The sequence below is a fragment of the Leptolyngbya sp. CALU 1928 genome (genome assembly GCF_056784215.1).
On sequence record NZ_JBXBCE010000001.1, the window covers coordinates 1,459,065 to 1,485,208 of the forward strand.

At 48.7% G+C, this 26,144-nt stretch carries 25 protein-coding genes, 1 tRNA gene, 1 pseudogene and 1 riboswitch; of the genes and pseudogenes, 15 read left to right on the top strand and 12 right to left on the bottom strand.

All coding sequences use genetic code 11. The annotated features are described in order from the left end of the window. Positions 1-8 precede the first annotated feature (8 nt). From AC1S5B_RS06725 to AC1S5B_RS06750, 6 genes are all read left to right on the top strand, one after another. A complete protein-coding gene (locus AC1S5B_RS06725; RefSeq protein WP_482034911.1) occupies positions 9-2,333 on the top strand; it encodes a M23 family metallopeptidase in 2,325 nt (774 codons plus the stop codon). 13 nt (positions 2,334-2,346) lie between these two features. Next, a complete protein-coding gene (locus AC1S5B_RS06730) occupies positions 2,347-2,931 on the top strand; it encodes a hypothetical protein (RefSeq protein ID WP_482034912.1) in 585 nt (194 codons plus the stop codon). Beyond that, positions 2,928-3,464: a hypothetical protein gene (locus AC1S5B_RS06735; RefSeq protein ID WP_482034913.1), complete on the top strand. Its 537-nt coding sequence runs from the start codon at positions 2,928-2,930 to the stop codon at positions 3,462-3,464. The genes AC1S5B_RS06730 and AC1S5B_RS06735 overlap by 4 nt, the downstream gene beginning before the upstream one ends. 62 nt (positions 3,465-3,526) lie before the next feature. Further along, positions 3,527-3,742: a hypothetical protein gene (locus AC1S5B_RS06740; protein WP_482034914.1), complete on the top strand. Its 216-nt coding sequence runs from the start codon at positions 3,527-3,529 to the stop codon at positions 3,740-3,742. A gap of 46 nt (positions 3,743-3,788) precedes the next feature. Then, positions 3,789-4,052 (top strand): hypothetical protein, encoded by a 264-nt coding sequence (locus tag AC1S5B_RS06745; protein ID WP_482034915.1) that lies wholly within the window; start codon positions 3,789-3,791, stop codon positions 4,050-4,052. Between the two features lie 82 nt (positions 4,053-4,134). Beyond that, positions 4,135-4,644, top strand: a complete 510-nt coding sequence (locus AC1S5B_RS06750) for a hypothetical protein (protein ID WP_482034916.1) — start codon at positions 4,135-4,137, stop codon at positions 4,642-4,644. A gap of 51 nt (positions 4,645-4,695) precedes the next feature. Here the strand turns inward: AC1S5B_RS06750 and AC1S5B_RS06755 are convergent, their stop codons facing one another. From AC1S5B_RS06755 to AC1S5B_RS06785, 7 genes are all read right to left on the bottom strand, one after another. Then, positions 4,696-5,040: a hypothetical protein gene (locus tag AC1S5B_RS06755; protein ID WP_482034917.1), complete on the bottom strand. Its 345-nt coding sequence runs from the start codon at positions 5,038-5,040 to the stop codon at positions 4,696-4,698. Continuing rightward, a complete protein-coding gene (locus tag AC1S5B_RS06760; protein WP_482034918.1) occupies positions 5,028-5,597 on the bottom strand; it encodes a hypothetical protein in 570 nt (189 codons plus the stop codon). Before AC1S5B_RS06760 ends, AC1S5B_RS06755 begins: the two co-directional genes overlap by 13 nt. A gap of 53 nt (positions 5,598-5,650) precedes the next feature. After that, on the bottom strand, positions 5,651-6,844 hold the full coding sequence (locus AC1S5B_RS06765) for a site-specific integrase (RefSeq protein WP_482034919.1): 1,194 nt from the start codon (positions 6,842-6,844) through the stop codon (positions 5,651-5,653). A 196-nt stretch (positions 6,845-7,040) separates the two neighbouring features. Then, positions 7,041-7,113, bottom strand: a tRNA-Phe gene (locus AC1S5B_RS06770). An 87-nt stretch (positions 7,114-7,200) separates the two neighbouring features. Continuing rightward, a complete protein-coding gene (locus AC1S5B_RS06775) occupies positions 7,201-9,363 on the bottom strand; it encodes a protein kinase domain-containing protein (RefSeq protein WP_482034920.1) in 2,163 nt (720 codons plus the stop codon). A gap of 394 nt (positions 9,364-9,757) precedes the next feature. Next, positions 9,758-11,410 (bottom strand): tetratricopeptide repeat protein, encoded by a 1,653-nt coding sequence (locus AC1S5B_RS06780; protein WP_482034921.1) that lies wholly within the window; start codon positions 11,408-11,410, stop codon positions 9,758-9,760. After that, positions 11,407-12,381: a caspase family protein gene (locus AC1S5B_RS06785; RefSeq protein WP_482034922.1), complete on the bottom strand. Its 975-nt coding sequence runs from the start codon at positions 12,379-12,381 to the stop codon at positions 11,407-11,409. Before AC1S5B_RS06785 ends, AC1S5B_RS06780 begins: the two co-directional genes overlap by 4 nt. A 425-nt stretch (positions 12,382-12,806) precedes the next feature. After that, positions 12,807-13,038: riboswitch (cyclic di-AMP (ydaO/yuaA leader) on the top strand. A 194-nt stretch (positions 13,039-13,232) separates the two neighbouring features. On the opposite strand from AC1S5B_RS06785, the gene AC1S5B_RS06790 reads away from it, so the two are divergent. Beyond that, on the top strand, positions 13,233-14,573 hold the full coding sequence (locus AC1S5B_RS06790; RefSeq protein WP_482034923.1) for an ArsB/NhaD family transporter: 1,341 nt from the start codon (positions 13,233-13,235) through the stop codon (positions 14,571-14,573). Positions 14,574-14,594: 21 nt separating this feature from the next. Here the strand turns inward: AC1S5B_RS06790 and AC1S5B_RS06795 are convergent, their stop codons facing one another. After that, entirely contained in the window at positions 14,595-15,266 is a 672-nt protein-coding gene (locus tag AC1S5B_RS06795; protein ID WP_482034924.1) for a CIA30 family protein, read from the bottom strand. A gap of 261 nt (positions 15,267-15,527) precedes the next feature. Between AC1S5B_RS06795 and AC1S5B_RS06800 the strand changes: the two genes are divergently transcribed. Genes AC1S5B_RS06800 through AC1S5B_RS06810 form a run of 3 tightly spaced genes read left to right on the top strand, consistent with a single transcriptional unit; the run spans position 15,528 to position 17,489 of the window. Next, complete coding sequence (locus AC1S5B_RS06800) at positions 15,528-15,911, top strand: hypothetical protein (protein ID WP_482034925.1); 384 nt, start codon at positions 15,528-15,530, stop codon at positions 15,909-15,911. Then, positions 15,880-16,380 carry a hypothetical protein gene (locus AC1S5B_RS06805; protein WP_482034926.1) on the top strand — a complete coding sequence of 167 codons (501 nt, stop codon included), beginning with the start codon at positions 15,880-15,882 and terminating at the stop codon, positions 16,378-16,380. The genes AC1S5B_RS06800 and AC1S5B_RS06805 overlap by 32 nt, the downstream gene beginning before the upstream one ends. After that, positions 16,377-17,489: a hypothetical protein gene (locus tag AC1S5B_RS06810; RefSeq protein WP_482034927.1), complete on the top strand. Its 1,113-nt coding sequence runs from the start codon at positions 16,377-16,379 to the stop codon at positions 17,487-17,489. Before AC1S5B_RS06805 ends, AC1S5B_RS06810 begins: the two co-directional genes overlap by 4 nt. Before the next feature lie 98 nt (positions 17,490-17,587). Here the strand turns inward: AC1S5B_RS06810 and AC1S5B_RS06815 are convergent. Further along, positions 17,588-17,779, bottom strand: a pseudogene (locus tag AC1S5B_RS06815) (IS1 family transposase); the annotation flags it as partial. A 28-nt stretch (positions 17,780-17,807) separates the two neighbouring features. On the opposite strand from AC1S5B_RS06815, the gene AC1S5B_RS06820 reads away from it, so the two are divergent. Further along, positions 17,808-17,984: an element excision factor XisI family protein gene (locus AC1S5B_RS06820; protein ID WP_482036603.1), complete on the top strand. Its 177-nt coding sequence runs from the start codon at positions 17,808-17,810 to the stop codon at positions 17,982-17,984. Positions 17,985-17,996: 12 nt separating this feature from the next. Further along, the gene (locus AC1S5B_RS06825; protein ID WP_482034928.1) at positions 17,997-18,371 is read left to right on the top strand and encodes a C6orf136 family protein; all 375 of its coding nucleotides are present in this window, start codon (positions 17,997-17,999) and stop codon (positions 18,369-18,371) included. Positions 18,372-18,406: 35 nt separating this feature from the next. Here the strand turns inward: AC1S5B_RS06825 and AC1S5B_RS06830 are convergent, their stop codons facing one another. After that, a complete protein-coding gene (locus tag AC1S5B_RS06830) occupies positions 18,407-18,685 on the bottom strand; it encodes an NIL domain-containing protein (protein WP_482034929.1) in 279 nt (92 codons plus the stop codon). A gap of 218 nt (positions 18,686-18,903) precedes the next feature. On the opposite strand from AC1S5B_RS06830, the gene AC1S5B_RS06835 reads away from it, so the two are divergent. Beyond that, positions 18,904-20,085, top strand: coding sequence for a TRC40/GET3/ArsA family transport-energizing ATPase (locus AC1S5B_RS06835; RefSeq protein WP_482034930.1), 1,182 nt, complete (start codon positions 18,904-18,906; stop codon positions 20,083-20,085). A gap of 10 nt (positions 20,086-20,095) precedes the next feature. Here the strand turns inward: AC1S5B_RS06835 and AC1S5B_RS06840 are convergent, their stop codons facing one another. Both AC1S5B_RS06840 and AC1S5B_RS06845 read right to left on the bottom strand, forming a co-directional pair. Next, positions 20,096-20,683 (bottom strand): Uma2 family endonuclease, encoded by a 588-nt coding sequence (locus AC1S5B_RS06840; protein WP_482034931.1) that lies wholly within the window; start codon positions 20,681-20,683, stop codon positions 20,096-20,098. A gap of 130 nt (positions 20,684-20,813) precedes the next feature. Beyond that, entirely contained in the window at positions 20,814-21,842 is a 1,029-nt protein-coding gene (locus AC1S5B_RS06845; protein ID WP_482034932.1) for an NAD(P)-dependent alcohol dehydrogenase, read from the bottom strand. A gap of 165 nt (positions 21,843-22,007) precedes the next feature. Here AC1S5B_RS06845 and AC1S5B_RS06850 point away from each other — a divergent pair, with 165 nt between their 5' ends. Together AC1S5B_RS06850 and AC1S5B_RS06855 are read left to right on the top strand one after the other, a co-directional pair. Then, complete coding sequence (locus AC1S5B_RS06850) at positions 22,008-22,679, top strand: TetR/AcrR family transcriptional regulator (RefSeq protein WP_482034933.1); 672 nt, start codon at positions 22,008-22,010, stop codon at positions 22,677-22,679. A 194-nt stretch (positions 22,680-22,873) separates the two neighbouring features. Then, the gene (locus tag AC1S5B_RS06855; RefSeq protein ID WP_482034934.1) at positions 22,874-26,086 is read left to right on the top strand and encodes a GAF domain-containing protein; all 3,213 of its coding nucleotides are present in this window, start codon (positions 22,874-22,876) and stop codon (positions 26,084-26,086) included. Positions 26,087-26,144 lie beyond the last annotated feature (58 nt).

Sequence of the window (26,144 nt, forward strand, 5' to 3'; positions counted from 1 at the left end):
CAACTCCCATGCGCTGGCTTTGTATTCTGACGCTATTGATTTTAATCGCTTTGCTGCTATGCCTTGCGCCACCACAGGTTAAGGCGGATGAGGCATGGCTGCCAACAGTAACTTATAACCGTGCGACTGTTCCAGACTTTGGTAGTGTGTCGTTTTCCAATTTGCCTGTTCTTCAGGAAGCAGGAGCAATTTCAATTCCAGAAGATATCACAAGTGAATTGGGTTGGAATCCATCTCGTGTATGGGAGGCAGGAACCCCACTGGCAAACGTGATGCAACTGGGCGATGTCTCTGAAACATTTGGACTGGAAGCTTTCAACCTGAACGCGATCGCTCAGTCTGCTGGGCTGGACTTGAGCAAACTGAGCCTAAGCAACCTACAACTGATGAAACAGCAGACGATCTCCAGTTTGGTCAAAGCTATTCCCGGTTTAGGAGAGTTGCCGCTAGGTCAGGTCAAACCACTGCTCGATCTAGTGAACCTAAAACTTCCAACAAGTATGAATCTGGGTTTAGCGAGTCAACCTTTATCGGCGATCGCTGCCGATGACTTGCTAGGGTCGCTGTCGCTGAACAATCTCAACCTTGACCAGTTCAGCTTCACCAGCATTCCTGGACTCGATCAAACAGCATTGGTCAATCTCAAGGACTGGCAAGGTTCTGCGATCGCTGGCATTCCCGGTCTAGACAAAATCCCGTTCGCTCAATTCCCGATCAACCCATTTCAATTTTTTGGAATGGTTGCCATTCACGATGTCACCTATGGCGGCAACCAAACGCATAAAGAATCACGCCAGAAACCAACTAAGTTCAGCATCACAGGCAGTGACAAAGTAGGCTTCAATTACAACTGCACTCAAGCCAAAGGCTGTGACTATATCGAACTCAATGCCCCTGGCTATTCTGGCTTTGGCGGCATGAGTGACCCCGGTGGGTTGCATGGAGCTAGATGGATTCGGGGTGGCAAAGATGATGGTGAGCAAATGGTGCCCGGTGGCAAAGGTATCCTGGGACAACTCAATAACGGCATGGAACCAACCGGACGACTATCCTTTGGCAAAGCTTTTAAGGTAGTTCTGATTGATACCGATGAATCTACTGGGACAGGCAGGTTTGGACTATACTTCCGTATCTGTATCAAGAAAGCCTTCGTTGACCTGGGTTGCACTCCCTACTTTATTGGTCCGGTTCCCTGGCTTTCCACAAAAGAAAAAGGACTGGTGTTTGTTGGTTTAGCAGATGGTGCTGGTGGGATGAATGACCTGCCCCCGGTCACTGAACTACCCTCTGAGATTCAAGACCAAATCGACCAAATTAACGGAACCTACAATCCAGATCAAACAGACGGCGAAATTGGCGGTGGAACCCTTTGTGGTAATGGTCCGGGTGGAGTTGATTGGAGGTCACTATCAGACGCGATTACCAGTATTGAGAGTGCCAGTTCTGGAACTTACAGCGCCGTCGGGCAGGTGAACTGCGATCGCCAGGGTTGCATGGTTCCCCTTGGACGCTATCAGTTCATGAGCTTTCGAGAAGACGTGCGTCCCGTTATTGCCCGAAAACCCGGAGGCAGGGAGTTCCTTCAAAAAATGGACGGAGGCTATAGACCCAGTTCCTCAGAACTGCTCCGTTATTTTCCACCTGCTGAGCAAGACGTACTATTCAAGCAAGCAATGACCAAAGACATCCAATACTATCAGCGCCTTGGAAAGAGTGGGGATGGTCTCTTAGTCTGTCTTGGCGAGAATTGGTACTCCGGTGGGTGCAGTCATAGTAATGAGCGCGATTACATTGGCGGTCCCACCGTTGCTCAATACGGACAGCGCACGGTTGAAGGCTATCAGCGCTCACTCAAGGGACGCGGCAAATCTACTTGTTCAACGGCTATTCCGCAGGGTAACGGGAAACCGACTGGAGCCTACACAAGACCCGTTGGAGGAACGGTGACAAGCTCCTATGGATGGCGCACTCATCCAGTGACCGGACAGGCAAGCCTCCACACTGGCGTTGACTACGGTGCCGCAAGAGGCACTCAGATTATTGCTGCCGATGGCGGAGTTGTCAAAGACATCATCAACACCTGTACTGAAGGCAACTTTAGCTGTGGGGGGGGCTACGGCAACCTGATCGAAATTGATCACGGGAACGGTCGCACGACCCTTTATGCCCACTTGCAGACTAACAGTGTGCCTTGGAAGAAAGGGCAAAAGGTAACGAAGGGGCAAGCCATTGGCAGGGTTGGCTCTACAGGACGCTCTACCGGGGCACACCTACATTTTGAAACATCTGTGAATGGGACAACCGTTGACCCTCGCAACTTTGGTTTGTATTAAAGGAAGTAAAAGCATGAAAGGGTTCAGAGGACGAAAGCGCCGTTGGGTTTGGGTACTGGGCAGTAGTTTAGCTGCGATCGTGTTACCTACCCTGCTTAATCTATTGCCAGTTGTGAGTCCAAGGGCGATCGCAACACCGCCTCAAATTCCAATAGAGTGCATTCCAATAGACTTTCCTAAAGTGAATAATCTCAGGCAGGAATTCGCTTTCAAGCTAGCCGCCAGAACACTCTATCAAGGTAGCGAGTACCGTCTGTATGAAGTTACTCACGCTCAGGGAATTATGCCCTTTCCGTATGTTGTGAAATTGCACGGCAAGACTTGCGAGGGTATTTACAGTAACCCAATGGGTGATCCTAACGATTATTTCCATCTAGCAATGCCACTATCTGTCGCGCGTCAGCTTACGTTGGGACGATTACAAAGAGCTATCCAAAAAGCTGGCGGACTGCAAGCATTTCGTTATGAGCTTAGGCGGACTCAGAAACAGTATGGGCAGATCATCGAGATGGCAGAGGAGGAGGTATGGGCTTACCAGCAAGTTGGGCTGCCACTTCCTCTCAATGTGAAAGTTATTCGAGCAAATTCCAGGTTATGAGCAAATTACTTAAGTTCTTCATTTTTGCGATCGTTCTGCTGGTGTGCAGTGGATTCTGGTTCATAAGCAATGGTGAAAATGCCAGTGGCAATGACTGGCGACCGATTAGTGAAGCTCCCGCAGCATTAATACAGCAATTTCAAAAGGATGTGCAACAAGGTGAACAAGTTCCAGACATTACTAAAAGCCAGTTTCTCAAAGTGCAGCAGAAAGGACAAATGGCTCCCTTCTACTTGATTGATACCAGTCTAACTATTCGCTCTGGGGAACATCTATCACTTTGTGGCAGAATAGGCTGTTTTTTTGCTGGATACATTCAACAGAAGCAGAGGCAAAACCACTATCGGCAGGTTACAAGTGGCTATTTGAGCCAATTTTTACCACTTGGAACGATCAAAATTGAGGTCATGACGGAGCTACAAAATGGCTTGCCTTGCCTCAAGTTTAATCAATTGAGTCAGAGCCGTTTTGACCCCCAATTAGTATCTACGACGTATTGTTTCGACGGCAACACGTATTACCCAAAGAATTAGGGTTCAGAACCTCCCATTTATCCAATAAAAATACATCAAATATTTGAGATAAGGAATTGGCTATGAACGCTACTACACAACAAAATACTAAGAAAATCAAAGCACAATCTGATTCCGTTAAAGAGCTTACAAAAGCCTTGGAGGAAATCATTCAAAAACTGGGGTTAGAAGTTCCGCAAAATATCTCAATTTTGTTTGATGGTGCCGAGGTCTATCGGTATCAAATAGAAGACAGAAATGTGTATTGGTGGGGTTCAGAGTCCAAAGAGATTAGCTAAGCCATTGAATTTGTTTACTTGGTTTCCTCATATTTGAGAATAAAAAATGGTTCAATTTGTTGACAAACAGCAAGCTAAAAAATCTCTCAGTCTTAGTGGCGAGACCTTAAAAAGGTATCGACTGCAAGGTGAGTGGATTGAGGGAATTCACTGGGTACGCATTAACAGTCGTTGTGTTCGCTACAATCTGGAGTTGATTCAAGACTGGTTTCACAATCGCCATGACCCGTCTGCTCACATGAGAGCGATCGAGTTTTACCAGGACAGCCTGCTCAGTAATCAGAAGAAATCCACACGCAAGAAAAGCTAATTGGACTACTTCTTGTTCGCTACTCGAAATCAATAGAAATAATGGTCCTAATTTCATAGGGATAAAAAATATGCAAGAAGAGATGAATAAATTCATTCGAGTAGAAGAGGGTTCGTACACCCTGCTACTTCAGCAAGAGATGTCAGAAACTTCGGGAGAAACAATTTATTTCAGCTTGCCTGATCAAGAGGGTTTTCTATATGAATATGAGGGAGAGCTTGATCAGGCATTGAGCGATTTGCCAGAAATTTATAATTCAGTTGAAACTGAAGCGATACAGGGGGAGCAAAACCCAGGCTTGAGTTCTCAAGCTGCTGTCGTGATTGAACAGCTATGGAATTACTTCGATCGCACTGGAGAACAAGAACTTGAGGGTGAACACGATTATGATTTCCAGGTTGAAGGCGATCAACTCCTAGTTCTACCAAAAGATACTTCTGGGGAAGTGGTTGCCATTAACCGAGAAGGAGTGGTTGAGTCTACGTTTGAATCAGAACGGTATGAGCATTTGATGGAGCGGTTTGCGATCGCTTACAGCCAAATGCAGGTGACGGAGTATCAACGGAATGAAGACCAAGATCGGGAACTGTGACAGTTGAGCCGTTGCTTATTAGGTGGAGAAGAACTAGAGAAGGTGATGCTGTCAAGCGATCGCCTGACGATGGGAATAAATCTCCTCAATCAGAAGGTCGCGTAGTTCGTTAGCAATGTCATCCGGTGGATTGCCAGCAAGTGCCCGTCCAATCAGACGTTCTGCTTCTCGTAGTTCGGTGCACTCTAATGCCAGGACAGCAGCACTGCGATGCAAAACAGAACGAGTTGGCTCCAGGTCAAGGTGGTTAGCCACCGCATCGGCTGCCTCACGTTCTTTCTGAAAAGCGGCTCTAGCAAACTTGGCAACTTGAGCAGCATTACCCTGTTGCCGAGCTAAAACAGCCCGGTCTACTAATTCCATTGCTTCTTGATGAAGGGTTTCTACGTTCTGCATGTTTGAACAACGCGAGATCTGGGAGTACCAAACTCGACAACGGCGACATAGCCGGGGGCTACAGTATCCGAGGGAGCAATTTGCTTTAGCTTCATCTTAACTCTTGATTGAATCGTACTTTCAGTTCCTTTACGAATGCCTGAAACTTCAAGTCGGGCTTTGCGTTGAAACAGAGCATTAGCGTCATTCGCGGAACCAAGCCAAAAATCAAAGCCGAACCCTTTACCTCTCACGGAACGCTCCATTACAGTAAGTCCAGTCAGGTATGGCATGAGTAGTGCGGCGATGGCATAAGCTCCGTACTCGGTTGCCACTTCTTCGTCAGCATTGAATCGACGAATGGTTTCATCTGTCGCGTCCCACAAAACTTCAATCTCCCCCTGCTGGATTCCGTCAACTTGAAGACTAACGCGATCGCGATGTCCCTGTTCTTCAAGACAAACAGCGGCAGCTTCAGCACAGGTTGCCCCAAACGTAGTTGACCAGCTTGAACGCTCAGGTTTGTTTTGGTACAGGTCACGAAGAAAAAGAGGGTCAAGTTGAAAGCTGTCAGGCATACACAAATTAAGATTAGCTCTACAGAACTGGTAGTACTTATGGCTCTCCTGCCTTACGTAAGGTCGGGCGGTCTTAGATTCGTGAAATTTGTCGCTCCATAATGTTTATCAATCATCTTGGCACTGGTGCCAGTCCACCGACCGATCGCCGTGCTATTAATGTGCGCCTCAACACAGAGGCTGATGAAGGTGTGTCTACACTGGTAGCTCTTGCGATAAGGAACGTTACATTTATCTAAAATCGATTGCCATGCCCGACTGGAGAAATTGTGTTGATCAATAAATTTTCCTCTAGGGCTACGAAATAAAAATCCTTCCAAGTCAGAAGACTCAGGGTTCAGATCCTTCAGGATTGCTTGAACTTCAGCCGTGATGGGGAAATCTCGCTTTCTCTGGGTTTTCAAGCCTTCCTTTAAGACTAATCCTCGCTCAGACACAACAACTGACTGTCTAAATTTGATCACACCGTCCCCAGCGTGCTTCCATCGCAATGCAATTACCTCCGACGGTCTAGCGCCCGTAAAAAAGAGAAACCTGACGTAATTTGTGTAGTGCTTGTAGTAGCGATCGCTGGCGAAGGTGCTAATAATCAGGTCTCGCTCTTCCTTTGTAAATGGATTGACATCTTCATCCTCAGATAATCCTTTTGGAACTCTAACCTTCATGGTCAGGAAAGGATTAGATTCAATCAGTCCATCTTCCAATGCCCAGCTACAGCAAGCTTTCAGTTGAGTTAAGCACCGTTTGGCAGCATCAGGAGTCAGATTTGCTAGCAAGTGATCCCGGATCAGGGCAGCATCTTCAAGTTCCCTACTCGGAAGTCTGCTGATATGGTTGCGGTGTTTTGTAAAGTCTTTGACGTAGGTGCTTGGGCTGACTTGAGGCTTTTTGAACTGTGAATACTTCTCCCACAACTCAGCCAGAGAAGGTTGCACTTTAGTGATTGAATTTGGGGAAATTGGGGGAATTGATGAAACAGTTGTCAGGGAAGCAGTGGGCTTGTACTTTCTCAGACTCAGGTCAAGTTCTCCGTAGTCAATATCCCGCTGAATCACTCTTACGGTGTCGCCTACCCGTTGCCGATTCAGGGGCGAGTCATCGTAGCCTGTGGAGATATAGAAACGTTTCCGCTTAATCTCGCCATTTTCCTCAACTGGGTAGGAAAAAACGATTTGTAGGCGACCTTTTGTGGTTTTGAACTGAACAGCTCCTTTGCTACTCTTGGTTTGCTTATCTTTGGAATACATCAGGAAAACACTCAGCAGTACAAACGCATCAACTTAAGTATAAATGTACTGCAAGCAATTTTCCCCCAATTTTCCCCCAATTCGTCCCCCAAACTGACCTAACAATACCCAAAAACAGAACGGATGTTTTGAAGCTCAGAAAATTAAAAAGCCCCGAATCGTTTGGACTCAGGGCTTTTTGCTTGATTTTATTGAATGCCAGGAACCGGACTTGAACCGGTGACACGAGGATTTTCAGTCCTCTGCTCTACCAACTGAGCTATCCCGGCGAGGGCGCACAATTTAACGCTTGATTAACTTAACAAATAACGGTCGCCAAGTGCAAGGAAATTAAATTGAAATCAGCAGATCTCATTTTACCGCAGCGCTATCTTGGGTGCGATTTCTCGTAAATAGGTGCCGGGATTCAAATCTTGGATGGCTCTAGTAGGCACTACAGGCTTGAAGTTGGGCGGTGCGGATGCTGGGGCTGAAGCGATCGCGGCGAGTTGTTCACGGGCTGAAGCGTAGGCAGGAGTGCCAATCGGGACTTTTTGCAGAAGCGCGATCGCGCTTGCTTTCCGTCCACTCGCCACTTCAGCATTGGCTTGTTGCACCCATTTGGCGGCTTGTTGATTGAGCTTTGCCGTATATTCAGTTAGTTTTTGCTCAATCACTTCGTCTACTAGTGAACTGCTGGGGATTTTGTCGAGCGTGGTCAGTGCGGCGATAAAGTTTTGCTGTTGAGCATAATCAGCCGCCGCTTTGAGCATTAACCGAGCGCGAATTTGGGCTTTACGAGAATATTCCACGACTTTTTTCTGGGCGATCGCATGAACAGGAGTGCCTTGAGGAATTTGCCCCAAATAAATCAATGCTTGGGTGAAATCTCGCAGAATGGCGCGATCGTAGGCTTTTTGCAGGTCTGCTTGGGCTTTGATGGCTTGTTTCGCCGTATATTCATCAACTTTGGTTTGGGCGAACGCCCCCGCAGTGGTTTCGGGCACAATTTGCTTCAGCGTGGTTAATGCCATCGTAAAGTCGTGGTCTTGAGCGCGATCGTAGGCAGTTTGCAGCAGATTTTTAGACTCAACTTCTGCTTTGGCGATCGCTTGCTTTTCTAGTGCAGTCCCTCGATTTTTCCAGTACGGGATATGGGTAGACATCGATTGCGTGATTTGCCGTGCTTCCGACCAATTTCCCCGATTCAAAGCTTGTTCAGCTTGCTGAAGGGTTTTGTTTGCTTGCGTCCAATCTTGCAGCCAAGCTCCGGCACCAGTTTGCACGCGCTCAGGCGTTGCTAGCCCCGCTTGCACCGAACGGGGAGATTTTTGCAGTTTTTTGCTGAACTTTCCCCAAATTGGGTTGGGCTGCGACCAATCCACTGAGTTTAATAAACTCCAGCTAATGGCAGCCGCGATCGCGGTTAGGGCAGTTCCCCCCACTCCAATTCGCACCGAAGGATGGGCGATCGCGCGAATCAACCATCGCGTTAGAACGAAGGGCTGATTCATCTGGGTATTGGCGACAGATTCACTGTTTGTTCCAGTTCCCGTTGAGTCGTTGATTTCTATAGCTGAGACGGTCACCACAATTGGAGTGCCAACTAGATGGCTTTCTGTAAGCGATTCGTAAAACGATTCCTTCGCGAATCGCGGTTCATTTTCAGGACATATCCTTTGCAACGCCTGAAGTGCTTCCCCAGCCGAGCCAAACCGTCGCGATAGATCCCACCGCACCATATGGTTGACAACGCCAATCAGTCCGCGATTGCGACCCTCAATCGCCTCTTCATAGTGAGGCAGCCACAGCACTTCCCCAGACTCCGGATCGATTTGAAACTGAGTAGGATGTTTGCCCGTTAGCGCTTGAGCCGCAATCATTCCGATCGCATACATATCGCTGGCTGCACAAGGCAATCCTTGAAGTTGTTCTAAAGGTCGATACCCTTGCTCCGAACCCTGTGTTGGCTTCTCCTCTAGACCATATGCCATCAGGCACTCTTGCTGAATCTGCGGCATACTGCCAAAGTCAATCAGAACTAACTGACCTGCTTGACCGCGCAGCAGGTTGTCTGGTTTGATGTTTCCGTGCAAACTACCGCGCTCATGAATAAATGCCAAGGGTTCTAGCACCTCTCGCAGTAAGGTTAAGACTTGGGCATCACTCCAAGGCTCAGCGGGGATCAATTCTTGACTCAGCGATCGCCCCTCTACAAACTCCTGCACCATGTAAAACCCTTCATCATCTTCAAAACAATCAAGCAACTGAGGAATTTGTGGATGGGTGCCAAACTCTTGCAACAGTGCCACCTCTTGAGCAAATAGGCTGCGGACTAACTCAGCATAATTCGGGATTTCTGGGATTGGTTTGAAGCGGTGAATGATGCATTCTGAGTAGCTTGGACGGCGTAAATCTTGGGCAAGGTAGGTGCGTGCCCAAAGACGAGCCGCTAAGATTTCATTGATTTGGTAGCGTCCATTGAGAGGCTGATTGAGTTCAGGATAGGGACTTGCTGCCGGGGAAACCACATTTGACATAGGAACACATCCACAGGTTTAGAGAGGGATCAGACCTCCTGCGCGAATCATTTGCCCTCACCCTAAATCCTTCTCCCAAGCTGGGGGAGGGACTTTGAAATCGGCTCCCTTTCTCCCAAATTTGAGAGGAGAGGTTGGGGGACATAGCTTGCTTCTCGCAGAATGGACTGACTTTAGTTGCACATCGGGCTTGCTAAGTTTTTCTGCTATTTCGATTGTTTTCCGGAACAACTTGATGAAGCTCAACGACTAAGGATGGGAAGTAAGGGTAGATCTCTCCCTTGCTCTCCAAAACATCGGCTCGAAACCTTCTCGGTGCAAACGGAGAGGGTTTCGGACTTTTTTGGATAGGGTGGCGGAATCGGAAGGATGGAGCGCATCTACACAGCGATCGCTAAATAGCTTGAGTATTGGGCGTAGGAGCAGGAGCAGGCGTAGGAGCAGGGCTTTTTTGCAATTGTTCAATTCGGCGGTTGACGGTATCAGTCATCCCAGTGTTACCCGCAGCTTTATACAGGTTGGCAGCCGCTCTCAGGTCATCGATCGCCGCTTGCCGATTTCCCTTCTGCTCAAAAGCGAATGCCCGATTAAACAAAGCATCCGCATAAGTGGCATCTAGTTGAATCGCTTGGCTATAAGCCGCGATCGCTTCATCCAATTTTTTCTGACCCGCGAAAACGTTGCCCTGGTTGTTGTGTGCCCTGGCTGCGATCAGATTGGATGGATTGAGTTGAAGCGTCTGACTAAACTTTTGGAAGGCACCATCCAAATTTCCCTGAGCAAATAAGGCATTGCCCAAATTCAAATGGGCAACCGCTAGTTTGGGTTGAAGCGCGATCGCCTGAGCCGCATCCTTCAGCGCCGCGTCCTGTTGTCTTTGGTCAAATCGGGCATGACTGCGGTTACTGAACGCTTCCGCCAATTGGTTATTGATAGCCAGCGCTTTAGTATAGTCATCCACTGCCGCATTCAGATTACCCACTCGATGCTGAGCAAAACCGCGATTGAGGAAGGCAGTTGCATCTTGCGCGTTAAACTGAATTGCTTGATCAAAATCCTTAATCGCGGCGGCATACTGTCCCTGCTGATTTTTTTGGGTGCCCGACTCAACAAACTGCCGAGCTAGTTGTGGATTAGCCGAAGTCGTACCGCCGCCTGAGTTGGAACGAAGTGCTAGCCAAATGCCGCCGATAAGCCCCAACAAAGACAAAAGAAATCCTAATGTAATAAACAGCGGACGGCGATCGCTCTTTGGAGCAATCTTTTCTGCATTCGCATCTTGGGCAGAGTTGACGGAAGATTTGGCAGGGGAAGCTGTGGTCTGATCAGCCGCGATCGCAGCCCTAGGAGACATCTCAGTTACTGGCTGGCTAACACTTTTTGGCGATGCCGATGGGTCAGCCGGAGTAGAATTGGCTGCTCCGCTGAAGCCTTCTATATCTGCCTTGCGCTTGACTACTTGCCCTTTCACCCCTGTTAAATTGGCTGAAGGGTTAACCTCGCCCGGAGATGGAACCGTAGTTTCCGCAGCAGGAATCTCTGCCGAGGGGATTTGGACAGAGGAAATTTGGGCAGCAGGGATTTCTGTAGACGGGATTTGTGCGGAGGGAATTTGGGCAGCAGGGATTTCTGTAGATGGAATTTCTGTAGATGGGATGGCAGTAGAAGGATGGAAGCTTGACGGTGAACTGGTTGGAGCGGCACTACTCTTTGACAAATCGCTGGGCAAAACGGTTGCAGCGGATTGATTCGTCAAGCGGTGTTCAATTTCCGCCACATCCTCGTTGGGCAGATTCAGCACTTGCTTGAGGGCTTGAAGTTCATGGCGATCGCTCTCTCGCAACCCAGACTGACGGGCGATCGCGTCTGCCATCATGCGCTCTAGCAACTGTTCATAGAATTTTAGGTCATTTTGGCGAGGCTTGGGTTGCAGGCGAGTTGCAGATGGCTCTGCGCTGATTAACCCCGTATTACTATCGGTTAAGCTCAGCGCTTTTTGCCACTGCCTGAGTTTTTGATAAACCTCTTCTCTTTCTTTAGGAGTCATTCTGCCCTCTCTGTCAGCTTAGAAAGAAGTTCTTGATACAACTGTACCCGCTGTTGCCGCTCTTGAAAGGGACGCAACACATCCTCTTCAATCTTGGCTCCATCCTGAGGCGACAATCCCAAATGTTGGCGGAACGTGTTAAGGGTATTACGCCCCGATAAAATCCGAAACTCGGTGGTGTCGATTTCGCTCGTTTGAGCCATTTTTTCTAAAAACTGGCGGTATTTTACGGTGGGAATTTGGCTGGGAACCTGTAAGACCAGTTGATTTGCGGTGTCTTCTGAGCCATAAAACTGGGGATGCTGATCGGGGGCGGCAATCTGAAGTTTGCGCTGAGCATAGTAATGGAGTTCTTTAACCGTGAGGCTACCGTCGCAGTCGGTGTCTGCCGCTCCTGTGACGGCTCCTTCTGCCCAATAGCGCGTGTAGCTCCAAGCATCTAGGCTATCGGGTTCGGGTAAATGCTGAGTGGCGGTGGTGGCAGACAAAATCACGCGGCGATCGCCAATCAAGTGGTTATAGGTATCTTCCATCAGAGTTTCGCCTTCTGTGGGAGAGCCACCCGTTTGTCTAAAGCAGCAGTCAAACATGACCACTTGTCGCCGAGCGGGGCTGGTATCCATAACATTATGCAAAAACCGGATGGGCATGGTGCGGGCGCGAATCAGATTGCCGCGATCGTCTAGCGCCGTATGCGGAGCCGCAAAGTAAAGTTGCCCGTCTACATCTTTGATGCCATAGCCAGAGAAAAAGAATAAAACTTGATCGGCTTCCTCGCAATGACGAAACAATTGCTCGATCGCTTCCATCATGTCGAGCAAACTGGGATCATTCAGTGTTTGCACCACAAACCCAGAGGCTGTGCTTTGCAACGCTCGTTTCAGCACTTCCACGTTGGTACGGGCTTTTCGTAAGGGAGGCAACCCCAGGTCACACACACTCACCCCCACTAGCAGCGCAATCTTTCCCACAACTTTCCCCTACGCGTCCTTAACTTTCGCCTGCTCAGATCTTGCGCCGTTAGCAGTGTAGGCTAGTCTTGCTAGGTTGACTCATTCTACAAAATTAAATTTTGCAGGGATAGGAAACGATCCCAAACAAAAGCTTTCTGCCGATCGCAGCATTAACAGTTTCCAGGGATCACTTCTGATTGATCCACACAACATCTATAGCGTTTCTTGCTCTGGTGAGTTACAGACAAGGGGTTTAAGCCCTTTGTTCGCAAGGACAAACCGTACCTCAGTTATTTGAGCATTGCCATATTACATAGAACGCCCTTGAGTCCTTTTGAAGTGCCAATCAAAATCATTGCTCTCTAAGGTCTACAAAAAAATATTGAGATTAATGCTGTGTGCAACGGCAAATGATTAGGAGAGTGTGTTAAATTTTCTCCAACAACTGAAGCCAGCTTAATTTGCTTTTGTCGATTGGTGTGATTGCCAAAGCAAAGCGGAGGAACCACTTTTTGGGGCGAACTGATAAAAGGTTTTGAGTTTTGAATGATGAGTTTTGAATTGAGATGGATAGGAATGTCTATCCAGTTCATCACTCAAGCTTAGAACTTTTCTAAGGGGGCATCTCTCAGCCCTAGCCCGTCAGCTAACTCCGTCAGCATTGAGAGAGGACTGAAGAGTCAGCATTTTTACAAAATGGTTTGGCTTGCCGGTGTCTCTTGCCCGTACTGCTCAGTTTTTGTACCCGCTCGTGATACTGAGGTGCCTAAATGTTGCTAATTATTTGGCGGCGATTTGTTGCGATCGCTCAGGGAAGTGAGCGGGGTTGATTCATCGTTTAACTATTTGCTGTAAACAGGGGAAGCGTTATGGAAAGCTGGCAAGCGATCGCAGCCTTAATGATTTTTGGCTGTGTGATTGGACTCGTGATGACCGAGTGGCTGCATCTCACTATCGCGGCGATGTTGGGGGCATTGCTGCTGGTATTTTTAAATATTTTGACGTTGGATGAGGCGATCGCGTATATCGCCAAAAGCCACTCCACGATCGTGCTCTTTTTTGGGGTGATGGTCATGGTTCGCGCTTTTCAGCCCACCAAAGTGTTTGAGTATCTAGCCACCCAAATGGTGCTGCTGGCAAAAGGAAAAGGCAGTCGATTGCTGTTGGGTATTGTGGCAATTACTACGCCCATTTGCGCGGTGCTGCCGAATGCCACGACGGTCATGTTGCTGGCACCCTTAATCCCGCCCCTTGCCGCAGAAATTGGGGTTGATTTTGTGCCGCTGCTGATTTTGATGGTGTTTGTGGCAAATAGTGCAGGACTGCTGACCCTAGTGGGCGATCCGGCAACCTTCATTGTTGGCACGTCTATCAATATGAGCTTTATGGATTATTTGCAAAAGCTGAGTTTGGGGGGCGCGATCGCAGTGTTAGTTGTCATCGCAACCCTGCCGTTTTTGTTCAAAAAAATCTGGCGTACCGAACTTGACAGCTTGGATAACCTGCCTCGTCCCGAAATCAACCACCCCCGAATGCTGCTAGTCGGGTCGTTTATCGTACTGCTGGTGCTGATTTTCTTTGTAGTGGGAGAAACGCTGCCTGTGCCCGTCTCTCCAGCAACGGTAGCGCTGTTGGGTGCGGTGCTGTGTCTCATGCTTGCCCACCAGAGCAAAATTGACTCCATCAATAATATTTTGCGGGATGTGGATTGGAGTACGCTGCTGTTTTTTATGAGTATTTTTGTTTTGATTGGCGGCTTACAGAAAACAGGCGTGGTTAGCAGCGCCTCAAGCACCCTAGCCTTTCTGCTCGGCAAAAACGTGGCGCTGGGGTCTATTGTCCTCCTGTTTACCGTCGGCTTGCTGTCTAGTGTGGTGCCCAATATTCCTCTAGTGGTGGCGATGGTGCCTCTGCTCAAGGAGTATATTGTCAACGCCGGATTTGTGGGCAAGGAAATTTTGGCTCCTGGTTTCGAGGGTCAGTTGCCAGCCGAAGTCTTGCCCCTGTTCTACGCCATGATGTTTGGGGCAACCCTGGGCGGCAACGGTACCCTAGTTGGTGCCTCTTCTAACATTGTCGCCGCCGGAATCTCCGAGCAGCACGGCAAGCCGATTTCGTTTCAGCGGTTTTTGTATTACGGACTGCCAACAATGGCGTTGCAACTGGTGGTGTTGGCGGGGTATGTCAGCGTTGCCTTTTTGCGGGGATAACGGTTGCAGATTTGAAGAACCTTAATAAACCGCGATCGCCCTAACCAACAATTGAAACTCACCGGGCTGAAAATTTGGGTTCAGCGCCCCGTTATATTCAAACTTGCTCAGCATTAACTGGAGCGATCGAATGCGTGCGGTGTTCAACGCTTTCGCATTGGCAACCGTTTTCGCCCGAAACACGGGAGTCATTAGGTTAAATGGAATCCGCACCTCGATCCATTGATTCGGCACCGTGTCAAAGGAGTAGGTGTAGGCGAGGCTGTCCCAAGAATCTTCATCCCGCACCAAAAACTTATAGCGTTGCCCGTCGCCCTTCAGCCGTAGCTCAATGCCAGAGTGTCCGGTTAAGTTCAGCGGCGGGTCAAAATTGCGGGTGCGAACGGAGGCAAATCCGCCGGAATTTTCCGTGGAAACGTTCCCTGTAAATAGGGCTGCGTCGGATTGCATCTGAAACGAACTGGCGCTAACCCCGCCCATAACCACATCATCCAGTGCTCCCCAAACTTGGTTTAGCGTAGATGACGGCTGGCTGAAATCAAAAATCAGCCCTGCTTGAGGTTGGGGTGGCGGCGGTGGAGTAGAGCCAAAAACCATATGCTGAAACCAACTAACGACAGGAATGGACTCGAAAAAAGAGAGGGTTTGCAGGAATCGCCCCGCATCCCAAGATTGGCGTTCGGGTTGAGCCATAAAGCAGATTCGAGTGAGGAAGTGAACAGAGCGATCGCCCTTTCCTGAAAATAACACTTCTGATTTTTAGCGATCGCGATCGGGTTCTGCAATGTGAATCTCCGTCAGTTTAAGACGCAACTTGCTCAAAACCCACAGCTTGAGCAGGTTGCAAATGATACCAACGCTCCTACGGATTGTGATTTGATCAAAATATAGTACATTTATACTTAATTGATGTCTAACTAAATCGAGTGTGCCCAATAGATGGAGACAAAAACGATGGATCGCCGTGATCGTAGTGGGGTGAAATATATGCTGGCTGGCGGTTCTATTCTCGCGGCGTTGGGGGTGTGGATAGACCCACAAGGACTTTTACCCAAAATGGCTGCTGCCAAAGATGTTTGTCAGCAAGTGATTCGCGAAACGGCGGTGCTGTCTCGCGAACAGCTAACTCAGGTGTTGAGTGTTCCAGAACGCGCTAATAAACAGGCGATTCGTCAAGTAATGCAGTTGCCCTATTGCCGTCTTTCAACGATTCAACCCCGCGCAGGCATCACGGCAGAGCGAGAAGCGTATCCCTTGGCTTTTGATCCTAAAACATGGTTGATTGTCTTGTATGAGGGAGATGAATATGCCGGATATTCCTTCAGTTTTCGTCACTAATTTTGTCATTGCGCGATCGCACATTGGGTTCGTACTCCAGGCAGGATTACTGCTAGCGCTTTTGATGTTAGGTGCCTGCGATCGCCCATCTGATCCAACCGAAACGATTAACTTGAAGCTCTATCAACAGTGGCAGTTACAACCAGGCGACAAAATCGCCGGATATCTGGTTATGGCTGGACTCGGCGATATTTCCATTGAGCTAAACGGTAAATCTGTTTATGCGCCATTTGATGGGCAAACTCAACAGGATCAGCGCCAATGCCTGATTTTTTCTAGCTCCAGTGTGCCTGCTTATTTGTTTCGACTGTGCGGCATTTCTAACCCAAGACTTGGTAGCTGCAATCAGGGCGATGCGCTAGGAACCGGAAACGTTCTGCATTTTGCGACCCTGCGAAAACAGCCCGATGGCACTTGGGCGATCGTTGAATCCAGCAAACCGATGATCGAGCGAATCTTAACGAAATGATGAAAAACAAATCCCTGGAAAAGAACCTATTCTCTCTTGCTCTGTCGTGGGTGGCGGCGATCGCAGGGTCGCAGGGCGCGATCGCCGCTGAAACGCAATCTCAAGAGCTATCCCTTGACCAAAATCCGGTTATCGTCGCGCAAGTGCCGAGAGATGCCATTACAGCCGAGGCAAGCACCCCGCCCATAGAAGTTTCCAGCACAATGCCTGTAGCAGAGTTACCAGCAGAATCGCAAACTGTGGCAGTGACAGAAGTGGCAGTCACCGGGGCTGAATCCTCTGGGGCGCTCAATTTTAATCCCCCCGCTGCAAACCCAGTCGCCGCCGGGAAAAAGTCGCCCGAAACTCTTCAAATAGAAAACTCTTCGCCCACAGAAATTGTCGAAACGGCTCCCTCTGAAACGACTCCACCCAATTCTCAAGGGGCTGCTAAAACCGCTGCGAGTCCCAGCGCAGACAAACTATTTCAGGGTGGGTCAGAATCGCTGGTTGCCCGAACGGTGGGAGCCGCAGAGGGAACCCGCACTGCCGATGGGGGAGAAACGAGCTTATATGAAGGGCACCGCGATCCGGGGAATGGCGTTTGGAACCGGGGCACTTTTTCCTATCAGTTTGGCAACGAAGAAAACTTGACGGCGGATGAAGCCGATCGCCGCCAACTGGCAAAAATTCAGCGAATTCATGACTCAGTACTGCTGCCCAAAGCCGCCGAAAAAGGCATCACTCCCCTCACCCTGGCTGAGGAAATCAACGGCATTGATTTAATCAATCAAGCTCCCCTCGCGGTGACGGAAGACGGGGGCTATGTGGAGCGATTAGCCGAAGCCAAAAAGAAAGGTTTGTCTGGAGATGAGGCAATTTTGGATGCGCGAGTTTGGGCATTTTGGGATGCGGGTAAAGGAGATTGGGATGCGCCCGGTCTTAGGGCTTACGACGACCTAGGAAAAGAAGCCAGCATTCGACATGATCAAAATCGGCGCATGGGCATGATCAACCAAGCATTGGAGGCTTATCAACAGCAGCAGGGCGCGATCGCCCAGACGATCCCCAGTGCCAAGCCGACCGATTTGAGCCATACCGCGATCGCTGAGGTAACGCCATCCTCTTAAATGCTTAGTCGGTTTTTTTGCTGACTTTCGCGTAAAACTACAGCTTTATTTACCGAGCAGTGAATAGGGGGTAGTGTTGTAGACCTGTGGATCGAAAGCTAGATAGGTAATCCAAACTCATACCGGTTGATAAAGAGTCCGATGACCACATCATGCAACCAGGTTGATTTGGAAAAGCAAATGGTTTTGTGAGCCAGTCGCTTCATTCTGGCGCGTAAGGTCAGATGTTTGCGCTCAATGGTTTGAGTATTGGCTTTACCAACGCTATGAAACACGGGTTCAAGATGGCGTAATGCCTCCGGCAGGCTACGCCAACATATTCTCTCTTACCTCCACCCGTCTAGAACATTACCAAGTTCTGGAGCGAGGACGGTTGAGACAGCAGAGAACATTGCAACGGATCTAGTGCGTGCAGGGATTCCCAAAGAAGACAGTGTGTTGGCATTTCACGAGCCTAAAATGAGGCAGTATGCAGACTTTGCAATAACCTCCTAGCGCGATCGCCCTATGAACATTCTTGAAGCCCTAAAAGCAGACTATCAACAGTTTCCCCACAACCAAACCTATAGCCTCTACGCCGAAGATGTTTTTTTTAAAGACCCCATGACCGAATTTCGCGGAGTCAAACGCTACCAGGCAATGATTCACTTCATCGAAACCTGGTTTCGCAACTGCGCCATGCGTGTCCATGATATTCAGCAAAACGGCGATCGCATCCGCACCGACTGGACCCTCACTTGGAACACCCCCCTGCCCTGGAACCCCGACATTTCCATCAGCGGCTGGAGCGACCTAACTGTGAACCAGCAAGGACTCATCATCTCCCACATCGACCATTGGCACTGCTCAAAACTCAACGTCATCAAACAACACCTCCCCTAGTCCCGAACTCCGAACCCCGAACTCCGAACTCCGCCCTACCATCCATCCGTTTCCGCTTCATCCCAAATCTCCAAATCCAGTTCCCGCAGATACGTCAGTGCACCTTGAATATTGACATGAGTTCCCCGTAACTCCAACGCAAACCAGCCATCCCCCCTTGCATTACCGCCCAATACCGCCGCCGTGATGTTAACCGTTAAGTGAAACTGCGACACCAAGCGAGAGATCACCGGATCTTGGTGATGATCTTTCGGGATTCGGACTCGAATTAACTGCTGAGTCAAGCGTTGATCTTCCACAATACCCATTGACATAAGACAACCTGCTTTTGATGACCGAGTAGCCTCTATCAAAACAACGGTTTGTCGATAGAGATTTTGTATTTAATCAGTTTAATCGCTGGAGTCTTGGTTTTGCAACCCCCTAGAAATCCTCAATTTGGCTGGAATTGACCTGCTCAAACCGTTTACCCTCAAGCTGCGGTGCTAAAGTAAAAGAATGTAAACAAATTCTCAGGAAAGGTCTGGCAGTCATGCGCGTAATTCTAATGACAGGCAAAGGTGGCGTTGGCAAAACCTCCGTTGCGGCTGCGACCGGGTTACGGTGTGCCGAAATGGGTCATAGAACCCTTGTTCTCAGTACTGATCCGGCGCATTCCCTGGCGGACAGTTTCGACTTGGAACTGGGACACGATCCCCGCTTGGTGCGTCCCAATCTATGGGGCGCGGAACTAGATGCCCTAAAAGAGCTAGAAGGCAACTGGGGGGCGGTGAAACGCTACATTACCCAGGTTTTGCAGGCACAGGGTTTAGACGGTGTGCAGGCTGAAGAGTTGGCGATTCTTCCCGGCATGGATGAAATTTTTGGCTTGGTGCGAATGAAGCGCCACTATGACGAAGGCGAATATGACGTGCTGATTATTGACTCGGCACCTACGGGAACTGCATTACGTCTGTTGAGTTTGCCGGAAGTGGGCGGTTGGTATATGCGCCGCTTCTACAAACCGTTTCAGGGAATTTCTGTGGCATTGCGACCCTTGGTAGAGCCGTTTTTTCGCCCGATCGCTGGCTTTTCCCTACCCAACAAAGAAGTGATGGATGCGCCCTACGAATTTTATGAACAAATCGAATCACTCGAAAAAATCCTCACCGATCCGACGCAAACATCAGTGCGGCTAATCATGAATCCAGAAAAAATGGTGATTAAGGAATCGTTGCGCGCCCATGCCTACTTAAGTTTGTATAACGTGGCAACCGATATGGTCGTGGCAAACCGAATCATTCCCGAGGAAGTCAGTGATCCGTTCTTTGCTCATTGGAAGGAAAATCAACAACAGTATCGCCAAGAAATCCACGATAATTTTGCACCCCTACCGATTAAAGAAGTGCCGCTTTATTCTGAGGAAATGTGTGGGTTAGAAGCCCTCGATCGCCTCAAGGAAACGCTCTATCCCGATGGCGAAGATCCGGCGCAGATCTACTACAAAGAAACCACCATGCGGATTGTGCAAGAGCAGCAGGAATATAGTCTGGAGGTTTATCTACCCGGCATTGAAAAGCGCCAAGTTGAACTAAGCAAAACGGGCGATGAACTGAATATTCGCATTGGCAACCATCGCCGCAACCTGGTTCTGCCTCAAGCCTTGGCAGCGCTTCAGCCCTCTGGTGCCAAAATGGAAGAAGACTACCTCAAAATTCGCTTTGCTGCGGTTTAAGGACTGGAAATCATCCCAACAACCAAGCAAATAAATCCTTTGAAGTAAGCTGGAACTCTGCAAAGGTTGGTGTAGGCAGAACCTCATCTGGCTGATCAAACACTTCCGTTTCTTGTTTTGGACGATAGACAAACACGGTTTTCTCGTCTGGATCGATCAGCCAACCTATTTGAGTGCCGTGCTTCAGGCAATGAAGAATGTTTTTCGTGACTTTTGTTTGACTTTGAGCCGGAGACAAAATTTCAATCGTCCAATCTGGCGCAACAGAAAAGGTATTGGCAACTTCTCCATTTTCATCGCAAGGAATCCGGCTCCACGCAAATACTGCGATGTCAGGAACAATGGAGCGATCGCCATAGACGCTACTGCGGCTTCCCGCAGGGTATGTGCAGCGCAACTCAGGAAACGCACGAGCAATACGCTGAGGCTTAACGACACCATTGATCGCGGGTACAAGTTCTGCTTGAATAGCACTATGTTTCCCTTGAGGCATCGGTTTCTGGATAATTTGACCATCCATATATTCACTGGCGGGTTTTGTTTCGGGTAACTGAAGAAAATCCACCAATGTCACTGCTTTCAATGGTGCTTGTACCATTTTGGGCTTACCTCACAATCTGCAGATTAGATACTGATTTCATTTTACGTAGAACCTGAATAAGCAGGGTACGATTGTCTCCGTTTCGGCTCGCAGTAGACTTCTTCAAGAATAAGGAGGATATGGCATATTAAACCCGAATGGCGACTTTCCCCACCACTTGCCTCTGTTCAAGGTGACGGATTGCTTCAGGGACTTCACTCAACGTGTAGTGCTGGTCAATCAAGGGGGCAATCTTACCTGCTACCATTAGCTTGCTCAAGGTCACGAGATCTTTTTGATTGGGTTTTACAACTAGGCATTTCACTCGGCGGCGACTGATTCTCGAAATCCACGAGCCGAAAATCATGACTTGGAATAATCGGGGGATCGATCCGCCCACCATGACGTAGGTTCCCTGGGTGGTCAAGGATGGCAAATAGTCGAACACGGAACGGTAGGCTGCCGCATCCAGCATCAGGTCATAACGCTGCCCATTTTGGGTAATGTCTGCTTGAGTATAGTCAAACACATGATCTGCACCGAGCGATCGCACCTTGTCCATTTTTTTCGTGCTGCATACAGCGATTACCTCAGCGCCAAATGCCTTGGCAATTTGTACGGCAAACGACCCCACGCCGCCAGACGCACCGTTGATCAACACCCGCTGCCCTGACTGAATTTGACCCACATCCCGGAGTGCCTGCAAAGCGGTAAGGGCGGCTCCAGGAACCGTTGCGGCATCTTCAAAGGTTGTGGCGATCGGTTTCAGCACCAATGCCGTTTCGGCTGCACAAACGTATTCAGCAAACGCCCCAAAACCACACTCCGACAAATCTCCAAAGACCTCATCACCGGGCTTAAACTGCGTGACATTTTTACCAATGGCTTCAACCCGTCCTGCGACATCAAAGCCGAGGGTCTTGATTTTTGGCTTAAGTAGCCCCCCAAACATGAGGCGGCTGAGGAATGGAGATCCTCGCATGAGATGCCAGTCACCCGCATTGACCGACGTGGCATAAACCCGAACCAGTACGCCATTGTCTGATACAACGGGCTTGTCAATTTCCTCCAGCCTTAGCACATCGGGCGAACCGTATTCGGTCTGGACAATCGCTCTCATTTTGTCGCTCTTGTTGCTATCTCCTTGAATAGCAGCGGGGATATTCGATGTTTTCATACCCTTCTCTCCAATTGGAACATTGACTCAAAAGTAGACAGTTTTCAGCCTATGGACTTACACTGTAAGTCTAACTTACGGCGTAAGTTTGTCAAGATGAAAAGCAACTTAATCCCCATGAATGACTTTCTTTGTACTTTAAGGATCAATAGCGAGATCGGTTAAATGGCTAAAACGAGCACCCCTGATATACCTCCTCCTGTCCCGTTGAGTCGGGAACGATTGCTGCGCGCGGCTCTCCGCATAGCTGACGAGGGTGGTATTGAGTCATTGTCCATGCGGAAGCTGGCTGAAGATCTGGGAGTCAAAGCAATGTCGCTTTATCACCACGTAGTCAATAAAGATGATGTGCTATGTGGCATTGTCGATCTAGTGATTAGCGAGATTGAGTTGCCTAGCCTTGAAACTGATTGGAAGACCGCAATGCGGCGGCGGGCGATCGCGGCTCATGAAGTGTTATTGCGTCATCCGTGGGCGACGATGGCGCTGATGTCACAGCTTAACATCGGCTCAGCAATGTTGCGCTATATCAATGCAACCCTAGGCTGTTTGCGCGAAGCAGGCTTTTCGGTGGAGATGGCAGATCATGCGTGGAATGCTATCGATAGCCACATCTATGGATTTACACTTCAAGAGATCAACTTTCCGATTGAGGCTACGGAATATTCCGTAGCAGCGGAGAACTACCTTTCACAGATCCCCGCTGACCAATACCCCTACTTCAATCAACTTGCCCATCATGTGATAGAGGGTGGCTATGACGGTATGCATGACTTTGAGTTTGGTCTCGAATTGATTCTCGATGGTCTTGATAAGTTTCGACACAGCGCTACCTAACCCTGTATTCACTAGCACTGTATTCACTAGCAAGTTCTGTTTATGGTAACTAGACGAACTCCGCCAATGCCAAGCGGGTGTCAGTACTGTATTCAATCTCCTACCGTTTTACGGGCTATTGGATTAATGTAGCTTTAAGTGCATTTATTTAATAAGCTTTAGGGTTTGATACCGCATGGAATCAGTTTTGCATTGTGAAAAGCTGTGAAAATATAGAAAACTTCTCTGACAATGATTTGGGGCTGAGCCACATCCCTAACCTGCGCCAATATTGTCGCGATGAGGCTGCATTTGATGAATTGCAGCGGATACTTTTGTCTGCGGAGACTGAACACTGTCATCTTCAAGCCCACTTAAAAAAAATTCAGCAGCAACAGCAAGCACAGTTTGATCAGCTTCGCTTTCAAGCCTCTCTGCTCAATCAAGTTTGCCATGCCATTATTGCGACCGATTTACACGGGTGCATTACCCATTGGAATTTTTATGCTGAAAAGCTTTACCAATGGCAGGCGGAGGAGGTTTTAGGCAAAGAGATTCTGGAAGTCCTCAAGCCCATGCAGAATCAGGCGAAGGGACAAGCGATCGCCCGCCAAGTGGTCAGTCAGGTGTTTAAGTCAGAGTTGTGGGAGGGGGAGCTAATTCTGTGTCGCAAAGATGGTTCTCAGTTTTGGGCTGAGGGAAAAAATACAGTGTTACGAGACGATCGCGATCGCCCGATTGGGTTTGTTGGCATTTCTGTCGATATTACTGAGCGTAAGCAAATTCAAGCAGCCCTTGCCCATCAAGCGGCTATTTTGGAATCTCAAGCAAAGTATCGCAGCATTTTTGAAAATGCCACGGAAGGAATTTTCCAAACTTCACCGGAAGGGCAGTACCTCAGCGCGAATCATTCCCTTGCTAATCTTTATGGATATGCATCACCAGAGGAATTGATTGCCGATCTAAAAACAATTGAGCATCAACTCTATGTCGATCCGGATCGGCGGGCTACCTTTCTAGAAATTATGCAGCAGCACGGATCGGTTTCTGGGTTTGAGTCCCAGGTCTATCGCCGTGAGTTCCATCAGAATCAGTTGACGAGTCGCAGCATTATTTGGATTTCAGAAAATGCCCACTGTGTCTATGGGGCAACCGGAGAAATTCTTTATTACGAAGGAACCGCTTCTGATATTACCCACCGCAAACACGCCGAGCAACAATTGCGGCAGCAAGCCGATCGCGATCGTTTGTTAGGGGCGATCGCCCTGCGAATTCGCCAATCCTTAGATCTAGAAGAAATTTTGCATCGCACTGTGGATGAAATTCGACAGTTTTTGCACACCGATCGCGTGTTAGTCTATCGCTTCGATGCCCATCATGGCGTTTTAGTTGCAGCTTCCGTAGATGACGAATGGATGCTGAGCAGTCAGCACCTCGCCCACCAAATCTGGTATCGAGATACCAATGCTGTGCATGAACAGGGGCAAACCTGTGTGGTTAACGACATCACTCAGCACAATTGCCCCCCAGAGTATCTAGCGTTTATGCAGCAGATTCAGGTAAAAGCCAAGCTGGTTGTTCCGCTTTGCCAGGGTGAAAAACTGTGGGGGGTTTTAGCAGTGCATCACTGTCGGGCAACCCGCCAGTGGCAATCGTTTGAAATCGATTTGGTGCAAAAACTAGCGGTGCAAGTGGCGATCGCCATTCAGCAGGCACAACTTTTTAGCCAGTTGCAGCACCAAGCCCAACGAGAACAAGTGCTTAACCAATTGGGGCAAGCGGTCAACTCTAGCCTAGACCCCGATCACATTTTGCAAGAAATTGTTAATCGCACAGGCGAAAGCTTCAAGGTCGATCGGGTGTTGATGTTCACCATTAACGACCTAATTCGAGTTCGCAATGAATGGCTTGCCAATCCAGCCATTTCTTCCCTGCTTCAGCACACCTCGGCTGTTTCAGATTGGACTGATTTAGCAGATCCCAACTCAGAGTTTAATCAAGGTCGCGCTTTCTATGTCTTCGACATGGCTCAATTGCCGGCAACGCCGGGGCGGCAAGTTGAGATCGACGACGGTCACACCCTATCGGTATTATGCGCGCCAATTTTCATTCGCGATAAACTTTTTGGGGCGCTTAGTTTAAACACTACAACCTGCTATCGCACCTTTACCCTAGAGGAAGTACAGTTTTTGCAACGCATTGCCGACCAAACCGCGATCGCTCTCTACAATGCCCAAAGCTACGAGTATCTGGAGCAACTCGTTCAGCAACGTACTCAAGAATTAGAACAAGAAAAACGAGTGTCCGAAGCGGCAAATCGCGCTAAAACTGATTTTTTGGCAACCATGAGCCACGAACTCCGCACTCCGCTTAATGCCATTTTAGGTTTATCTCAAGTGTTGCAGCGAGAAATTTTTGGCAGCCTCAGCGCCAAGCAGCTTGAATATATCAATCACATTCACAGTAGCGGCGAACATTTACTGACCTTAATCAACGACATTTTGGATTTGGCAAAAGTTGAAGCGGGGCGAGAAAGTCTCACACTAAAGGTTTTATCGGCGCATGATCTTTGTCACTATTGCCTAACCATGGTGCAAGAACAAGCAAGCCTACAAGGATTGCAATTAATCAGCCAGTTAGATGCTGACGCTCAATTTTGCACTGCTGATGAGCGACGACTCAAGCAAATGTTGCTCAATCTGCTGTCTAACGCGGTTAAGTTTACTCCGGCTGGCACGGTTTCTCTAAGGGTGCATAAAGAGCCGCAGGGAATTTCATTTACTGTTGCTGATACCGGAATTGGCATTCCTGCCGACAAAATCAATCTTTTATTCCAGCCTTTTAGCCAACTCGACAGCCAATTCACCCGACAATATGCTGGAACTGGTTTAGGACTCGCACTCACGCGCAAATTAGCACGGCTACACGGGGGCGACATCACTGTTTCATCGGTGGTAGGAGAGGGGAGTGAATTTACGTTATGGTTGCCCGATGGGGCGATCGCGTCTCCTGTGCGATCGCAACCTCTTATCCTCAATTCACCTCCTGCTCAGTTTCAACAGCCAACTGGACGGATTTTGCTCGTTGAAGATGACGGAGTGAGTGCAACCTTGCTGCAAGATTACCTGAAAGCGATCGGCTATCAGGTAGACGCGATATGCAATGGTGAAGACTTTCTGGCGCAAGTACGATGCCTTAGCCCAGACTTGATATTGATGGATGTGCAGCTATCGCGAACCCTTTCTGGACTTGATTTACTGAAACAACTTCGGAATGAATCAGATCTACACAATCTTCCCGTGATTGTTGTGACGGCTATGGCAATGGCGGGCGATCGCGAAAACTTTTTGGCTCAGGGTGCCACCGACTATCTCAGTAAACCGCTCGATATTGTTCAGCTTGAATTGATGCTGATCAAGTATCTATAGTTCTACTCAAACTCAAACCTCAACTTTTGATTTTAGGCAAAGACAAACTACTCGAAAA

What these genes read in the sequence shown, in the direction of transcription:
- AC1S5B_RS06725 (WP_482034911.1), top strand. Translation starts at nt 9, where the DNA reads ATGCGCTGGCTTTGTATTCTGACGCTATTGATTTTAATCGCTTTGCTG.
- AC1S5B_RS06730 (WP_482034912.1), top strand. Translation starts at nt 2,347, where the DNA reads ATGAAAGGGTTCAGAGGACGAAAGCGCCGTTGGGTTTGGGTACTGGGC.
- AC1S5B_RS06735 (WP_482034913.1), top strand. Translation starts at nt 2,928, where the DNA reads ATGAGCAAATTACTTAAGTTCTTCATTTTTGCGATCGTTCTGCTGGTG.
- AC1S5B_RS06740 (WP_482034914.1), top strand. Translation starts at nt 3,527, where the DNA reads ATGAACGCTACTACACAACAAAATACTAAGAAAATCAAAGCACAATCT.
- AC1S5B_RS06745 (WP_482034915.1), top strand. Translation starts at nt 3,789, where the DNA reads ATGGTTCAATTTGTTGACAAACAGCAAGCTAAAAAATCTCTCAGTCTT.
- AC1S5B_RS06750 (WP_482034916.1), top strand. Translation starts at nt 4,135, where the DNA reads ATGAATAAATTCATTCGAGTAGAAGAGGGTTCGTACACCCTGCTACTT.
- AC1S5B_RS06755 (WP_482034917.1), bottom strand. Translation starts at nt 5,040, where the DNA reads ATGCAGAACGTAGAAACCCTTCATCAAGAAGCAATGGAATTAGTAGAC.
- AC1S5B_RS06760 (WP_482034918.1), bottom strand. Translation starts at nt 5,597, where the DNA reads ATGCCTGACAGCTTTCAACTTGACCCTCTTTTTCTTCGTGACCTGTAC.
- AC1S5B_RS06765 (WP_482034919.1), bottom strand. Translation starts at nt 6,844, where the DNA reads ATGTATTCCAAAGATAAGCAAACCAAGAGTAGCAAAGGAGCTGTTCAG.
- AC1S5B_RS06775 (WP_482034920.1), bottom strand. Translation starts at nt 9,363, where the DNA reads ATGTCAAATGTGGTTTCCCCGGCAGCAAGTCCCTATCCTGAACTCAAT.
- AC1S5B_RS06780 (WP_482034921.1), bottom strand. Translation starts at nt 11,410, where the DNA reads ATGACTCCTAAAGAAAGAGAAGAGGTTTATCAAAAACTCAGGCAGTGG.
- AC1S5B_RS06790 (WP_482034923.1), top strand. Translation starts at nt 13,233, where the DNA reads ATGGAAAGCTGGCAAGCGATCGCAGCCTTAATGATTTTTGGCTGTGTG.
- AC1S5B_RS06795 (WP_482034924.1), bottom strand. Translation starts at nt 15,266, where the DNA reads ATGGCTCAACCCGAACGCCAATCTTGGGATGCGGGGCGATTCCTGCAA.
- AC1S5B_RS06800 (WP_482034925.1), top strand. Translation starts at nt 15,528, where the DNA reads ATGGATCGCCGTGATCGTAGTGGGGTGAAATATATGCTGGCTGGCGGT.
- AC1S5B_RS06805 (WP_482034926.1), top strand. Translation starts at nt 15,880, where the DNA reads ATGCCGGATATTCCTTCAGTTTTCGTCACTAATTTTGTCATTGCGCGA.
- AC1S5B_RS06810 (WP_482034927.1), top strand. Translation starts at nt 16,377, where the DNA reads ATGATGAAAAACAAATCCCTGGAAAAGAACCTATTCTCTCTTGCTCTG.
- AC1S5B_RS06825 (WP_482034928.1), top strand. Translation starts at nt 17,997, where the DNA reads ATGAACATTCTTGAAGCCCTAAAAGCAGACTATCAACAGTTTCCCCAC.
- AC1S5B_RS06830 (WP_482034929.1), bottom strand. Translation starts at nt 18,685, where the DNA reads ATGTCAATGGGTATTGTGGAAGATCAACGCTTGACTCAGCAGTTAATT.
- AC1S5B_RS06835 (WP_482034930.1), top strand. Translation starts at nt 18,904, where the DNA reads ATGCGCGTAATTCTAATGACAGGCAAAGGTGGCGTTGGCAAAACCTCC.
- AC1S5B_RS06840 (WP_482034931.1), bottom strand. Translation starts at nt 20,683, where the DNA reads ATGGTACAAGCACCATTGAAAGCAGTGACATTGGTGGATTTTCTTCAG.
- AC1S5B_RS06845 (WP_482034932.1), bottom strand. Translation starts at nt 21,842, where the DNA reads ATGAAAACATCGAATATCCCCGCTGCTATTCAAGGAGATAGCAACAAG.
- AC1S5B_RS06850 (WP_482034933.1), top strand. Translation starts at nt 22,008, where the DNA reads ATGGCTAAAACGAGCACCCCTGATATACCTCCTCCTGTCCCGTTGAGT.